The sequence below is a fragment of the Actinophytocola gossypii genome, assembly GCF_025165815.1.
Classification (GTDB): Bacteria; Actinomycetota; Actinomycetes; order Mycobacteriales; family Pseudonocardiaceae; genus Actinophytocola; species Actinophytocola gossypii.
This window is the reverse complement of sequence record NZ_JAFFZE010000012.1, coordinates 423,256-437,520: the sequence shown is the minus strand read 5'-3', so window position 1 is coordinate 437,520 and position 14,265 is coordinate 423,256. Positions and strand designations below refer to the sequence as shown.

The following is a 14,265-nucleotide window of genomic DNA, read 5'->3' as shown; positions in this document are numbered from 1 at the left end:
GAGCATGCCACCGTCCCTGCCTGACGAGTACGTCGTCCGGTTCGCCGACACGCGCCACGGCCGCGTCCGTGGCCGGGTGTTCGGGTCGTCGAGTGCCGCGCCGCCGGTGGTGACGGTGATGGGCATGGCCGTGTCGAACTATCTGACGCCTGCCCAGGCCGCGCTCGACTGGACCCAGGCCTACTTGGTGGACCTGCCCGGGTTGGCCGGCAGCGGTGATCCGCCGCACCGCCTGGACGTGCCGCGGTTCGCCGAGGCGGTGTGCGACTGGCTGGACGCTGTGGATCTGCCGCCGGTGATCATGGCGGGGCACTCCAGCGGCACGCAGGTCGCCGCGCATGTGGCGGCCGCCCGGCCGGACCTCGTCGCCGCGACGGTGCTGGCCAGCCCGACCGTTGATCCGAAGGCGAGGTCGGTGCCGCGCGCGCTGTACTACTGGCGGCGGGACTCGGCCTATCCGATGCCGGGGCTTGGCGAGAGTCACCGGCCGGAGTGGCGGCGCGCAGGTGTGCGGCAGCTCGTGCACCTGCTCCGCGCGCACCTGCGGGACCACCTCGAGGACACGGTGCCCCGCATTCGCGTGCCGCTGCTCGTGCTGCGCGGCCGCGAGGACGCTATGTGCACCGAACGGTGGGCGCGGCAGCTCACTGACCTGGTTGAGGACGGCAGGTTGGTCACCGTGCCAGGCCCGCACACGTTCCTGTGGCGGGACCCCGCGGTGTGGTCGGAGCCGCTGCGCGAACTGGCGGCCGCAGCGAGGAAGGCCGCGTCGTGAGGCCCAAGCGTGCCGTCGCGTCGTTCGACTCCGCGTCCACCTTCCACCGAGTCCTCGCCCAGCACCTCCACGGGAAGAACAGCCCGGCGCTCGGGCTCGGACCAGCCGCCCGCGCCGTGAGCCACCTGCTGCCGGTCGTGAACCGCATGCCCCGTTCCGTCCGCGAGTCGCTGTACGTCTGGTCGGGCTGGTCGGAGGCGATCCAGCCGCGACGGGCGGGGACGGTGGACACCGACGCGATCGCGGAGTGGGCCTGCTCGCAGTACCCACGCGGGCGGTACCCCGCCGTGCTCATCGGCTCCTCGTCGGGCGCGGTCGCGCACCTCGCCGCGTTGGCCGGGATTCCCTGGCTGCCGCAGACCTTCCTCGTGCCCGTACGCCACCACCGCCTCGATCCCGACGACCCGCGCGCCGCGGTGGCCGAACTCGCCGACGCCCGCGGCGCCTTCACCGACGCCAACCCCGGAGCGGCGCTACACCACATGCACGACGCCAACCAGGACCGGCTGATGATCCGCCGCATGGGCTACTTCCGGTACAAGTACCGGCAACTGCCTGACGCCTACCGGGTGTTCCTCCGCGAGCACCTGGCCCCCGGCGGTACGGTCGTGGTGGTCGACTGCACCGAGCGGTGGCCAACCACGACATTGGGACCGCGGCAGGTCTTCCAGCACGGCGCCGTCGGGGACGCCACCCCGGAGGAGTACGCGAAAGGCGGCCAACGGGTCGCCGCCTTCCTCGACGAACAGGGCGCGCGACGCCGCGCCTGGGACGCCCCGCTCGCGGACGGGGACAGCCCGGAGGCGGAGTGGGGCTTCGACCCGGCGCTGCTGCCGGATCTGGAGGACCTGTGCGGGGCCGAGGGCTGGCGGCTCGACCGGCTGGCCTTTCCCCGCGCCGACGCGCTCAGCGGGCCGGTGGCCGAACTGTACCGGTCCTGGTTCGCTGAGCAGGGCGTGCCCGCGAACCGGCTCCTCGGCAGTAGCTTCGCCGTCATCGACGTCCACATCCCGCTCGTCAACGGGCTGGTGCCGTACTGGACCCTGTTCGGGACCTGCGCCGCCCGCGACACCCTCGACCGGTATCTGCGGGACGCCGAACCGTACGACGAGATCCACCTCGGCCTGTTCTCGCACGGCACCTGCTCCATCGGCAGAGCGGGGATCGAGGACTGGGACGGTGTGCTCGCGCGCGCTCGCCGTCGCGGCGCCTACTGCGGAGTGGACACACGCGCCTACCCGCAGGACTTCGCCAGCAACGGCCGCTTCCATCGTGCCGCGGCCGCTCTGCCTCCGGCACCGGCGCGAGCGGGCGCGGCGCCGTGGGACTGGGTGCACGACCGGCTGCACTCCCAGGACCACGCCGCCGTCCACTACACAAGCGTGCGGTGACCATCGAGCCAGGGAGCCGGACCTCGCCGGAGTCGACCCGGTCGATCTGGTCGGCGCTCGCGTACAGGTTCCGCCCGAAGAAACCATGCAGCAGTTGCTCGGCGAACTGCTTTTCTACGTCAACCTGGAGTACCGGCTTGCCAGAGCCGGGTCGGGTAAGACCACAGCGATCTCGTGGTGGCCGTGAACCAACACGCGATGTGGACGCCGGTACTGTCCGGGACGCGATCTCGATGTGACCGGGAAGTCACGCGCCACCTGCTCAACGAGTTCCGCGAGCGGCGCGCGACGGTGCTCCCCGACACCGCGCGGTATGCCGCACCTCGCTCGGGCGAGGTGGAGTCCTCGGACGGCGACGACACCGCGGCGTGGCAGCGAGTTGACACGATCCGTGGCGCGCATCCCGACCGGTCCGCTCGGTCCTGGCAGCCGGGACCCGTCGACCTGCCGCCCGATCTCCGCGAGGCCCTGCTGACTTGAGAATGCCGCTCCCCACGTTGGCCGGGCGCCGCAACGGCTGATCTCGGCGGACGACGGCCGCCGCGTGGGTAAAGAACCGGGCGAGGGGTACACGTCCCGCCATGATGAAACGAGCGTTGTGGGAGGGCCTGATCGCCGGTGGGGCCGGGGTGCTGGTGATGACGGCGGGGGAGAAGGTGGAGCAGCGCCTGACCGGGCGTCCGGACTCGCATGTTCCCGCGCGGGTGTTGGAGCGGTTGGCCGGGATGCGGGAACGGCCGGGGCGGCAGCCGGTGCCGGTGAACTGGGTGATGCATTTCGGGCAGGGCATCGCGCTCGGTGTGCTGCGGTCGGTGATGGCGCATGCTGGGTTGCGCGGGCTGTGGTCGTCGGCCAAGTTCGCCGTGGTGCGGTTGACGAATGACCAGATCCTCGAGAACGCGACCGGGGTGGGTGCTCCGCCGCCCACGTGGCCTCGGCAGGAGTTGATCGTGGATCTGGCGCACAAGGCGGTATACGCCGTCGTCACCGGTGTGGTCGCCGACGTGCTGGCGGCGCGTGGCGGGCGTGGGCCGGGACAGCGGCACGCGGCCGTGCGTCCCGGTGGTCACGTGGACGTGGGGCCGCTGCCGCGCGCCATGGCGTCGATGTCCGGTGGGTTTTCGAAGTGATTACCCGCAACCCGGAATAGCGAACACAGGGTCGGGGTATTCGAGTTCTATTCCCCGCCGAAGGAGATTGTGATGACCTCTTCACGTGCATCGACGAACACTCACCCGGCACGGACGGCCGCCGTGGTGGTGGCCGCGGTCTTCCTGCTGGTCGGCATCCTAGGTTTCGTGCCCGGTGTCACGACGGACTACGACGGTATGACGTTCGCGGGACATGAGTCGACAGCGATGCTGCTCGGTGTGTTCCACGTGTCGATCCTGCACAACATCGTGCACCTGTTGTTCGGCATCGTCGGCCTCGCCCTGGCGAGGACGGCGTCCGGTGCGACCGCGTTTCTGATCGGTGGCGGTGCGGTGTACCTGGTGCTGTGGCTGTACGGCCTGGTGATCGACCACGACAGCGCGGCGAACTTCGTTCCGCTCAACACCGCCGACAACTGGTTGCACCTGTTCCTCGGCGTCGGCATGGTCGGTCTCGGTCTCGCACTGCGCCGTGGCAGCACCGCACGGGGATAGGTGGCCGGGCCCCGCAGGCGCATCGTTCACGACCAGGTGAAGCGGCGACTACGGTTGTAGTCCGGCTGGCTGGTCCTCCTGGGCCACCGCGCGAGGGCGTCCGTTTCGTCCTCGGCGTGTCCGGCGGCCTGGGCGACGCGTTCCCGCTCGGCGCCGGTACCAGGTGGCGAAGAGGGCGGCTGCGAGTGCGAGTTCCGCGAGGTCGCCGCCGTAGTACATCAGTTGGGCGGCCGCGCGGGTCGCGTCGCCGTCGGGCCCTGCGGGAGCGCGTGCGTAGAGGATCTTGGCGAGAACGGAATGGGCGGCCACGGCCAGGACGAGTACGAGGACGCGGGTGGTCATGCCGGGGCGGCGCGGCGCGGGGTCGGGGCCGGCGATCGACCAGGTGAACAGGGCACCGGCGGCCAGGTAGTGCAGGAGTAGCGCGTTGTGCGGCACCTGGCCGCTGGTGGCGTCGGCGAGCGGGGTCAGCAGGACCGCGTACAGGCCACCGACCGCGAGCAGCGCGGCGGTCGCCGGGTGGACGAGGACGTGCACCGGGCGCGCGCGCAACACGCGGCCGATCCGCCGCCCTGTCGCAGGCTCGGTGACGCGGAGCAGGAGGGTGACCGGGGCGGCCAGGACCAGCCCGAGCGGTGCGACCATGCCCAGCAGCAGGTGCCGCGCCATGTGCGCCCGCGGATCGTGACCAGCCAGCGCCGGTGACAGGGCCACCGCGGCCACGGCGCAACCGAGTAGCCACGCCGCGGTGCGCCGGCGGGGCCAGCCCCGCGGACCGGTACCGGCGCGCACGGCAGCGGCGAGGTAGGCCAGCGCCAGCACGGCGACCACCACCACGACCGGCGACCACGGTCCCGGCCCCGCCGGAAGGTGCGAGTGACCGGGCATTGGATCAGCGGACGGCACGGCGAGCCGCCCGCCACGTCACCAAGGCTCCCGCGAGCAGGAGAAGTACCGCCGCGCCGTTCCAGGCCAGGTCGTAGGGTAGGAGGTCGACGCCGTAGCGGATCTGGTGCACCCGGAGGACCTTGTGGTCGACCAGACCGTCGAACAGCTGGAAGGCCCCTGCCCCCAGCAGGAAACCGCCCCACGCCGCGAGCGGCACCAGCGCGCCGCGGCGGCGTATGTCGGCGAACCAGAAGAAGCCCCCGGCGAGCGCCACCAACTCGGCGGCGTGGAGCAGGCCGTCCGACAGCAGACCGACAGCTGGGGTGGCGCGATCATAGAAGTGGTGCCAGCCGAGGATCTGGTGGAAGACGACCTCGTCGACGGCCGCCATGGCGGCCACCCCGATGAGCCCCGCGGCCAGCACCGAGGGCCGCAGCCCGGTCCGCGTCGACGGAACACCCATCCGCTACCTCCGTCACTCGTTCGACGAGGGCAACCGACTACCCCAGGACGTCCGGGTCCATGCTCCGCCGAACCGACGAACGGGTTGAGCGGTGTCGCGTTCCTCAACGAGGAGGACAGGCCACCGGCCGGCCCCCGTACGCTTTCGACCTCCGCGAACGCCGCGGTGATTCCACCGGAGACGGGTAACCGACCGCAGCCTCGGTCGAACATCCGGACCTTGTTCACCCCGCCCAACCGCCGCATCATTCGCATCAGGGCTCGATCAAGTGCGTGAGGTCCTCGGCCTTCGCCAGTACTACCGGCTGCCGTGCGCCAGCGCCCCGACCATCAGACACGCCTTCCGCCCGACACCCCAAGCCAGCCGGCAACTCCAGTGCAATCCCACCCGGCAGCAGGAGGAACACCGGTTCGCGGAAGACCCTAGTGTTTTGTAAGCGGCGGAGCCGGTTGCCGTGGAGCCGGCAACCGCCACGCGAACACTTTCAAACACTCGCCAGCCCGGAGCGGCCCGCGGACCTGGCGGTCGGCGGGCCGCCGCGGGGTCTACGAGCAGACGAGGTCCTCCGCCGGGCGCTCGCCCGTCGTCAGATAGGTCGTGACCGCGTCGTTCAGGCACTGGTTCGCGCCGAACAGGTATGAACGGCTCGGTGACCATCGTCGACTACCCCGAGCCCGACAGCACCCCCGGTGTCTACCTCGAGTACCCCGGCGACGGTGTTGGGCGGAGAATGCAGACGACGTGCAACGCTTCACCACCATGTTCGACGACGTCACCACCAACCTCATCCACCAGCGCTGCACGTCGGTGGCACCTCGCGGTTGAAACCGCAGTCAGCCGGACAAGGTGGCTTCCTGGCTGCGGGACGCTGGATTCGAGATCGACGTCCAGTGGCTGTGCGGCCCGGACGAGCGAGTTCCGCGGGTCGAGATGAATGTCGGCCCGACTTCCCCGGCGACACCGTAGCTCGTCCGTACGTACCCGACCCGTGCCGTCGTCTTGCCTGTTCAGCACGGCTTCTCCGGGTCGGCTGACGGTCAGGTTCCGACCGGTGCTGCCTTGTTGACTGACGGCCATGCGACTTCGAAACGTAGCGGCTCTCGCTGTCACCACGGTCGCCACGGCGGCCCTGCTCACGGCCACGCCCGGTGCCACCGATGCGGCGACGACAGCGGCCTGTGGCACGTGGCAGTACCGGATCACCAAGGACGACAACGTCTACGAGTACCCAGGAGGACCGTTCAAGGCCGTGGTCTACAAGGGTGAATGGCTCAACGCCGATATCACCGGGGACAGTTGGTACCGCGGTCGCTTCTACTCGGTGGACAAGAGCGAGCTGGTCACGCGCGGCTGGATAGCACACCACAACCTGGACTACATCACCTGCTGGTGAACGCGAGCCGAGACCCGAGGTGGCCAGCGTCCTGGTCACCGGCGACCGTAGAGGGCGTTTCGAAATGATGCGAGGATCAACCATCGGACGTAGACAGGCTCTCGCCATCGGCGGTGCCGCGGCGACGGCCGGCGTGCTGTCGAACATACCCGTCGCGCGGGCGGGGGTGACGGGTGCGAGCGTCGGGCGACCGGACGGCGTATCGCGTCGCCGGGTCGAGTTCCGGGCCCCGGACGGCGTCCAGCTCGTCGGCCACCTGCGGGTGCCGCCCGGCAACGCCGGGCCCCGGCCGGCGGTGGTGGTGTCCAACGCGATGACGTCGGTGAAGGAGCAGTCGGTCAACGCCGGCTACGCCCAGCGGCTCGCCGCGGCCGGCTTCGTCACCCTGGCCTTCGACCAGTGCGGATTCGGTGAGAGCGGCGGCTTGCCCCGCCTGCACGAGGACAACCAGAGACGGCTGGACGACCTGCACATCGCGGTCAGCTACCTGACCGGTCTTCCGTCCGTCGTGGACCCTGAGCGGATCGGCGTGATCGGGGTGTCGATCGGCGGCGGCCTGGCGCTGAACCTCACCGCCTACGACCCGAGGGTGCGAGCCTTCGTCGCCATCGCGGCGGGGTTGCTCAACCCCGCGCGTGCCCGCGAGCTGATGCCGACCTACCAGGACATGCTCGCCGACCAGACCTCGTTGCTGCGGCGGTACCACCGCACCGGGGCGTTGGACTACATTCCGGTCGTCCGCACCCCGGACGTCCCGGACGACCAGCCCGTGCTGTTCGACAACCCGATCGCCACCGAGTACTACGGGACCCCGCGGGGCGCCGCGCCGAACTGGCGCAACCGCGTCAGCGCCCTGTCACTGCGCACCATCCTGGTCGACGACACCCGCACCGCCGCCGACACCATCGGCCCCGGCGCCGGGCTGCTCATTGTCGGTGACCAGGACGTCGCCACGCTGCCCGAGGACCACCAGGCCGTCCATGACCGGCTCACCGGACCCAAACGACTGGAGATCCTGCCCGGCGTGCACCACAACGACCTCTACGACCAGGCCGCCGTCGGCACCGCCGCGGACCTGGCCGCCGACTGGTTCACCACCCACCTCCGCTGACCCGCGCGGATACCCCCGGCTCACGAGCAGTCAGGGACGGCGGTCGGATGGGGCACGGCCCTCGGCACGCGACCCGCGACGGGTGCGCTCGGCCGGCCGGGCGACACCCCCCCGCGGTGTGCCGGGAGCCACGGCGGTGACCGCAAGGATCTGACACCGCGACCACGGTTCTGGAAGACCCGTGCGCTGCTTCCCCGCGACGATCACGACGATGATCGCGACCGAGGGAGAGCGAACCATGTCAGACCGGGGACCGGCCCGTCGCACCGTGGCCAAGGCCGCCGGTGGGCTCGTCGGCGAGTTCCGGCGGCGCGCCGGGTTGACGCAACAGGAGCTGGCGGACGTCGCCGGGCTGAGCGTCGCCGGGGTGCGCGATCTCGAGCAGGGCCGCGTGCTCCGGCCGAGGGCCGGCACGGTGCGACGGCTCGTCGGCGTGCTGGGGCTGTCCCGCGTGGAGGCCGAGGAACTCCTCCGGCACGGCGCGACGGGCCGGGCCGCCGGAGCCGGCGTTCGGGTGGAGGTGCTCGGCCCCCTGCGGGTCCTCGTGGACGGTGCCGAGGTGTCCGTGGGTTCGGAGACCCAGCGCCTGCTGCTAGGCCTGCTCGCCCTGTCACCGAACGTACCGGTCGGCCGGGACGTCCTGATCGAGCTCGGCTGGTCCGGGCAGCCGCCGTCGACGGTGGGCGAGCTGCTCCAGTCGCGGATGTCACGGCTCCGGCGGCGGCTGCGGCATCCGGAGGGAACCGGCGCCGCCGTCCAGCTGGCCGCCACGGCCGGCCGCGGCTACCAGCTGACCGTGCACGACGAGCACCTCGACCTGCTGGCGTTCCGGCGCGAGGTGGGTCTGGCCCGTCAGGCGCGAACGGCAGGGGACGTGGCCGGTGCGTGCGAGTACTTCGCGCGGGCCGTCTCCTTGTGGCGCGGGCGGCCACTCGCCGGGATCGGGGGCCTGGAATCGCATCCGGCGGTCGCCGCCCTCGTCCGGGACTGGCAGGTCGTGGTGGTGGAGTACGCCGAGGTGGCCGCCGAACTCGGCCGACACGAGGACGTGCTGCCCGCGCTGCGTCAGGTCGTCGAGTCGGACCCGCTCAACGAGCTGGCCCACGCGCGGCTGATCGTCGCGCTCGCGGGCAGCGGCCAGCAGGCAGCGGCGCTGACGACGTTCGAGGACATGCGCCGCCGGCTCGCGGGCGATCTGGGCACCGACCCCGGCCCGGAACTCGCCGAGGCGTTCCGGCGGGTGCTGCACCAGGACGTGCCGCGGTCCGAGGCGGCTCCGGTGTGCGCACACCAGCAGTTGCCGCTGGACGTCGCCGACTTCAGCGGGCGGGCCGACGAACTGCGGCGGATCTCCGACTACCTGGCCTCGGTGACCGACGAACGGACGGCGGTGCCGATCCTGTCGATCGAGGGCATGCCCGGCGCAGGCAAGACGCGGCTCGCCGTGCGCGTGGCCCACCGGCTGCTGGCCGAGGGACGGTACGACGAGGTGCGGCTGCACGTCGACCTGTGCGGGCGCTCCGAGCAGCCGCCGGCGGACCCGTCCGCCGTGCTCGCCTCGTTCCTGCGGCTGCTCGGCGTGCCCGGAAGCCAGATCCCGCGCGACCTGCCGAGCCGTGCCGCGCTCTACCGGGACCGCCTGCACGGGAAGCGCGCGCTCGTGCTGCTGGACAACGCCGCGAGCGAGGCGCAGATCCGCCCGCTGCTGCCGGCGAGTCCGACCAACCTCGTGTTGGTCACCAGCCGGCGCACGATCGCCGTCGACGGCGGTCACACGCTCCCCCTCGACGTGTTCACGCCGGCGGACGGGCGAGAACTGCTCAGCAGGATCATCGGCCCGGACCGGGTGGCCGGCGACCCGGAGGGCGCCCGGCGAATCGTGGACCTGTGCGGCCGGCTGCCGCTGGCGATCGCGCTCGCCGCTCACCGCCTGCGGGCGCGGCCGGCCTGGCGACTGGCCGACCTCGTGCGCCGCCTGGCGGGCACGCGTGATCGGCTCGACGAGCTGGCGGGCGGCGGGCGGCGGCTGCGTGCGGTCTTCGACGTGTCCTACCGCGCGCTCGACCCCGACGCGCGACGGGTGTTCAGGTTGACCGGCCTGCACCCGGGGCCGGACTTCACCGCGGACTCGGTCGCGGTGCTCGCGGGCACGGAGCCCGCCGAGACCGGGCGCATCCTCGATCGCCTCGTGGACGAGCGCCTCGTCACCGTGGTGACCGCTGACCGGTACCGGCTGCACGACCTGCTCGCCCACTACGCGCGGCACGTGGGCGAACTCGACGAGCCGGAGCCGAACCGGCGGGCCGCGCTCACCCGGCTGCTGTAGTACCACCTGCACGTCACCTTCCGCGCGACCGAGGTGCTTCGGCCGTCGCGCTGGAGCGTCGACCTCGTCGGTCCCCCGCCCGCGCACCTCCCGCCGCTCGCCACCCGGCAGGAGGCCGAGGTGTGGATGCACGCCGAACCGTCTGCCCGTCGGGGTTGTCGGCATCACCGGGGAGCAGCCGCCTCTGCGGGCGGTGGCGTCCAACGCAACACTGTTGGGGGGACGAGGCACAAGGACGAACGCCAGCGGGTGGCTACTTCGGTGACGGGGCTAACGAGTACTTCTTGGGCTTGTCGCTGGTGCAACGTTTTTGCCGATCGTGTTCGGGCTGGACTCGCCCCCGTTGTCGCGTAGGTAGTCCTCGACCACGCCGCGCAACGCCCCTGGTGCCAACCGTGGAGACTTCTCCCGCTGCGCCGACGCTGCGCTCGATTCCGACCGTCGGTGATCTCACTGTCGGCGGCCTCAGCGCTGCTGGCCTCGTCGATGGTGGGCTGGTCGTCCGTAGCTGCGAGGGACCAGCGGTCGGGGGGCCGGGATCCGCCGTCGGCGATCCCGGAGGTGCGGAGCGTGTCCTGGAGTGCCTGCCACGGTTTCTCTGATCGCAGCGTGCGGTTGGTGGACATGATCACCTCGCCATGGCGGTGTTGGGTGGGTGGGCGCGCCCCCACCCGAACCGGGCGCGGCCCCGGGGCACAGCCGGTCAGGTCTCGGGCCGTACGACTACGGACGCTTCCTCGGGTGCGCGACGTCAAGTGATACATCGAACAAGACAAGTGTCTCGTGTAGACACTCACCGTTCGTGTTCCGCTGTTGGCCCAAACCGGTCTAGTTCAGGCCCACCTCGCGCCCGGTCGTTGACGTGCCCGACCTAGGGCGCGCGCCACCGCGAACCGCCGCCGAGACGAGGACCACGTGCTGACCCCCGAACGCTGTGACGTCACAACGCTGTGCACGGCCGCGAGAACCGTCCAAACTCGATTCACATCGCACACCTGCCAACGTCGCTGCTGCGGAAAGCCAGCCGTGAATCCATCCCACCTCCCACTGGGAACGGCACCGCTACGACCACTCGGTCCGACGAGGTGGCGTCCGGTCCCACACCCGTGCGCATCCCCGAGGACGCCTGGGCGATGACGCTTCTCAGCGTGGACGTCCTCGGCGATGTCGGCCCGGCCACGGCCGGACAGGTGGCCATGTTCGCCGGAACCTGGCTGCCCGACCACCCGCCCGCCGACCTGCACGACGGCGACCTCGTCGTCCGCCCGTACCACCCGACCCGCAACCCGGCGGTCCCGTGAACGAGAACATCGCCGACGTGGAGATGCTGCTGGATGCCCGTGGGCCGTTGGTCCGCGCTCGACACGCCGTGACGTGCGTCCACGGCGACGCCACCGGCCCTGGCTGTCGCCGTCCTGCTCCTGTTGGCGGAACCAACTTGGTCGACTACGACCCGACAGTGCGGCTCGCTGGCGTGGAGTTGCCTTGCATCCAACTGGTTTTCGGCCCGTACCGGGCCGCAGCCAGCGCCTACGCGGTCGTGGTGACGACCGAGCGTTTGGAGTTCTGCGTGCTCGAGTGGTTCCCGGATGACCGTGCGGGCTTACCGCTCGATCGTTGTCGACATCCGCGGCTTGCTCCAGCGAGCTCCCGCGCTCTGATCCGTTAGCACGACAACGATGCTCCAGCCGGCATGCGTTCTGGTCAAGTCGCCTCTGCTGGTAACGGCGCGCTGGCCCGCGCCGACTCTCTTCCTGGCACTGCCGCCTGATTTCCGTGCGACGATGGAGGACGAGGGCATGAAGATTCAGGACCTCTTGAAGTGGAAGAGAGAGCGCGCGCAGGAGATCGAGGTGGACAAGGAGCTGACCGTCCAGGCCCAGGTGAAGTTGAGGAAGAGCCTGGAGTCGATCGAGCACGCGACGCCCGACACCGCAGAAACAATGAACCAGCGGTTCGCCGTCCTGCGCCGACAGGCGATCGTCGAAGCCGACCTCGAGGCCGACAGCCGAATGCCGGACGCTCCTCGGCCGGTGGACACCAAGCTGGCCGCAGACGCCGTGGTGCGGCAGTTCGGTGGTGATGGCGCCCGCATCGGCGGGTTGTTCGTGCGCGGCGTCGAGAGCGCGGCCGCGCTGCGCATGTACCTGGAAAGCATCCCGGAGCCGGGCCAGACCCTGGAGGCACTGAAGTCGCGCAGGTACAACCTCGAGAAGTACTCCTACATCCGTTCCGACACAACCATGCGAATCTTCGGCGGCCGCAGTTACGGGTTGCTGGTCGACCCAAACCAGGTAGCCAGGCACGTGCGGTTCGACGACGGCCGCGCCGCGATCTGGTCCGAGGACGGGGTGACCACCGGCACAAGCAAACCGACCGTCGCGGCCGATCTGGGTCGCGTCGACGATATCGGCGACCTGCTGAACGCAATGATTGGTGACATCAACGAAAAGAAGCGGGCCGACGCCACCAAGATCTCGAACTGGAACGAGGTGGAGATCCTTTCCGCGCCGCCGGAGGCCTACGTCGGCCTGTTCTATGCCTGGCCGACCAAGAAAGAAGCCTACGACCGCGTGTTCACCGCGGAGGCGAAGTCCAGCCTGGCGAAGCTGTGGCACGCCCGCACCGGGCAGGACGTCATGCGGATCTACCTCTACATCCACCGCGGCAAGCCGTCCGGCGAGGACGCGAGGGTGGCGCAGGACGCACTCGGTGCGCCCGGTGCGAGCACGCTCGCCCTGCATGAGGAAGTCCCGGTGACCTGAGCGGCCCGACCGGAGCGGGCCACCGCGACGAGTCGACACCCCTCGCACGAATCGGCACGAGCGTGAGACGATCGGGTGGGCTCGGAAACGCATGAAATCCAGTTTTCGTTCAACGTCACCCTGATCATCTGCACGCGGAAATGCTCAAGTGTGCGCGGAACCTACAGCCGCGACAGCGGCCGCCGGGCGGGTGGCTTCGACGTAGCCGTCGTCGATCTGTACCGGTTGGCCGAAGGTCAGGGCGTTGATCATCTTGTCGCCGCCGATGTAGAGGCCGACGCGGTGGAGGGTGCCGGGGGTGTCGTAGAAGAGGAGGTCACCCGGCAACAGCGGCTGCCCGGTCGGGACGCGCGGCCCGGCGTTGAGCTGGGTCTGGGCGGTGCGGGGCAGGTCACCCCGGCGGCGGCGTAGGCGGCTGTGCCAGCCCAGAGCAGTCGAACCCCGCATGGCCGCCGTCGGACCGTTGCCGCCCCACACGTAGGGCGGTCCGCGTTGCCCGCGGGCGTAGTTGATCGCGGCGAGGGTGATGGCGTTGGGGGCTTGGATGGCGTACCCGTTGACGCCGACGGTGTGGGCTAGACGCAGGCTGTGGGCGACGCCGAAGACCGGTCGTGCCGGTAGCCGAGTTCCTTGACGTCGAGGCCGTCCTCGGCGGCGAGCACAGCCGCACCGGCGCGGTGGGCTGCTACGAGGCTCCGTCCCGGGGAAGGACACGGCGACCCTGCCGGACGTCTCCGCGCACGCCGTGGCGCTGACCCGGTCGTCACGATGCCGGACAGCGGGGTGACCAGGCCGAAGAAGACCGCGCCGAAGATCGCTTCATCCCACCCGGTGCGGTCGGAGAGCGCGTCGCCCAACCCGGCCAGTCGAACGGCACCGATCACCGTGATGACGCCCGCGACGAGGAAGACCGCGACGGCCCAGCCCGGCGGCCACACAGACGCCACCACCACGGGCGCTCAAGCCGGCCCGGGCCGCGGCGGGCCGTGCTCATCACACCCGTGTGGTGGTCCATATGGAGTGGCATAGTCCGGATCGCCTGGCCCTACACCTGCGTCGTGCGATACAGCCGCACGCCGGTCCGGCTTCGAACCAGGGCCAGGCGGCAGTGTGCTCTTCCACCGCATAGGCCCCGCCGCCTGGCATGTCATGTCCTGTTCGGACGGTTGACCCACGTGGCGCCAGGTGCTGGTCCGGTGCTCCTCGGCGATCCGCTCGATCTGGTCGACCAGGTCGAGCGGCGTCGGCATGCCGAGCATCTCGGCGCGCAGCGGCGTGCGGCACGAGTACCGCGAACACGTCGGTGCCTCAGCGCTCGCCGACGTCGCCGAGCTGGCGGTGCGGGCAGCGGGCTCGCGGCACGCGGTGGTCGCGCTCGTCCTGCGCCGCGACACCACGGTGGCTTTGCGCCGGCGCCGGACGGCCATGCCCACCGACGTGGCCGTGTGACCGCCGCCAGCGCCGTGTGGCAGCGGTGGCGGTGACCGTGTCGGGCGGTACCCCTTGA

The 14,265-nt window shown here is 70.8% G+C and carries 15 protein-coding genes and 1 pseudogene; 11 read left to right on the top strand and 5 right to left on the bottom strand.

Annotated features, from left to right (window positions below):
- Positions 1–4 precede the first annotated feature (4 nt).
- The 5 genes from JT362_RS15855 to JT362_RS15835 all read left to right on the top strand — a co-directional run bounded on the left by JT362_RS15855 (position 5) and on the right by JT362_RS15835 (position 3,812).
- Positions 5–775 (top strand): alpha/beta fold hydrolase, encoded by a 771-nt coding sequence (locus JT362_RS15855; RefSeq protein WP_311202714.1) that lies wholly within the window; start codon positions 5–7, stop codon positions 773–775.
- Positions 772–2,166, top strand: a complete 1,395-nt coding sequence (locus JT362_RS15850; protein WP_260191967.1) for a hypothetical protein — start codon at positions 772–774, stop codon at positions 2,164–2,166. The genes JT362_RS15855 and JT362_RS15850 overlap by 4 nt, the downstream gene beginning before the upstream one ends.
- A gap of 183 nt (positions 2,167–2,349) precedes the next feature.
- Positions 2,350–2,646, top strand: coding sequence for a hypothetical protein (locus JT362_RS15845; protein WP_260191966.1), 297 nt, complete (start codon positions 2,350–2,352; stop codon positions 2,644–2,646).
- Between the two features lie 101 nt (positions 2,647–2,747).
- Positions 2,748–3,296 carry a hypothetical protein gene (locus tag JT362_RS15840; protein ID WP_260191965.1) on the top strand — a complete coding sequence of 183 codons (549 nt, stop codon included), beginning with the start codon at positions 2,748–2,750 and terminating at the stop codon, positions 3,294–3,296.
- Positions 3,297–3,368: 72 nt separating this feature from the next.
- Positions 3,369–3,812 carry a DUF4383 domain-containing protein gene (locus JT362_RS15835; RefSeq protein WP_260191964.1) on the top strand — a complete coding sequence of 148 codons (444 nt, stop codon included), beginning with the start codon at positions 3,369–3,371 and terminating at the stop codon, positions 3,810–3,812.
- A gap of 48 nt (positions 3,813–3,860) precedes the next feature.
- Here the strand turns inward: JT362_RS15835 and JT362_RS15830 are convergent, their stop codons facing one another.
- From JT362_RS15830 to JT362_RS15820, 3 genes are all read right to left on the bottom strand, one after another.
- On the bottom strand, positions 3,861–4,700 hold the full coding sequence (locus JT362_RS15830; protein ID WP_260191963.1) for a cytochrome c oxidase assembly protein: 840 nt from the start codon (positions 4,698–4,700) through the stop codon (positions 3,861–3,863).
- A 4-nt stretch (positions 4,701–4,704) separates the two neighbouring features.
- Entirely contained in the window at positions 4,705–5,163 is a 459-nt protein-coding gene (locus JT362_RS15825) for a DUF2243 domain-containing protein (protein ID WP_260191962.1), read from the bottom strand.
- Positions 5,164–5,708: 545 nt separating this feature from the next.
- Entirely contained in the window at positions 5,709–5,924 is a 216-nt protein-coding gene (locus JT362_RS15820; RefSeq protein ID WP_260192058.1) for an alpha/beta hydrolase, read from the bottom strand.
- A gap of 314 nt (positions 5,925–6,238) precedes the next feature.
- Here JT362_RS15820 and JT362_RS15815 point away from each other — a divergent pair, with 314 nt between their 5' ends.
- The 5 genes from JT362_RS15815 to JT362_RS15795 all read left to right on the top strand — a co-directional run bounded on the left by JT362_RS15815 (position 6,239) and on the right by JT362_RS15795 (position 12,758).
- A complete protein-coding gene (locus JT362_RS15815) occupies positions 6,239–6,556 on the top strand; it encodes a hypothetical protein (RefSeq protein ID WP_260191961.1) in 318 nt (105 codons plus the stop codon).
- 133 nt (positions 6,557–6,689) lie between these two features.
- Entirely contained in the window at positions 6,690–7,667 is a 978-nt protein-coding gene (locus tag JT362_RS15810) for an alpha/beta hydrolase (RefSeq protein WP_260191960.1), read from the top strand.
- A gap of 238 nt (positions 7,668–7,905) precedes the next feature.
- Positions 7,906–9,993: a BTAD domain-containing putative transcriptional regulator gene (locus JT362_RS15805; protein WP_260191959.1), complete on the top strand. Its 2,088-nt coding sequence runs from the start codon at positions 7,906–7,908 to the stop codon at positions 9,991–9,993.
- 1,133 nt (positions 9,994–11,126) lie between these two features.
- Complete coding sequence (locus tag JT362_RS15800) at positions 11,127–11,294, top strand: hypothetical protein (protein WP_260191958.1); 168 nt, start codon at positions 11,127–11,129, stop codon at positions 11,292–11,294.
- A 378-nt stretch (positions 11,295–11,672) separates the two neighbouring features.
- Positions 11,673–12,758, top strand: a complete 1,086-nt coding sequence (locus JT362_RS15795) for a hypothetical protein (protein WP_260191957.1) — start codon at positions 11,673–11,675, stop codon at positions 12,756–12,758.
- A 144-nt stretch (positions 12,759–12,902) separates the two neighbouring features.
- Here the strand turns inward: JT362_RS15795 and JT362_RS15790 are convergent, their stop codons facing one another.
- Together JT362_RS15790 and JT362_RS35770 are read right to left on the bottom strand one after the other, a co-directional pair.
- Positions 12,903–13,205 carry a C40 family peptidase gene (locus tag JT362_RS15790; RefSeq protein ID WP_260192057.1) on the bottom strand — a complete coding sequence of 101 codons (303 nt, stop codon included), beginning with the start codon at positions 13,203–13,205 and terminating at the stop codon, positions 12,903–12,905.
- A gap of 111 nt (positions 13,206–13,316) precedes the next feature.
- Positions 13,317–13,432: pseudogene (locus JT362_RS35770) on the bottom strand (replication-relaxation family protein); the annotation flags it as partial.
- Between the two features lie 511 nt (positions 13,433–13,943).
- Here JT362_RS35770 and JT362_RS15780 point away from each other — a divergent pair.
- Entirely contained in the window at positions 13,944–14,207 is a 264-nt protein-coding gene (locus tag JT362_RS15780; RefSeq protein WP_260191956.1) for a hypothetical protein, read from the top strand.
- Positions 14,208–14,265: the final 58 nt, after the last annotated feature.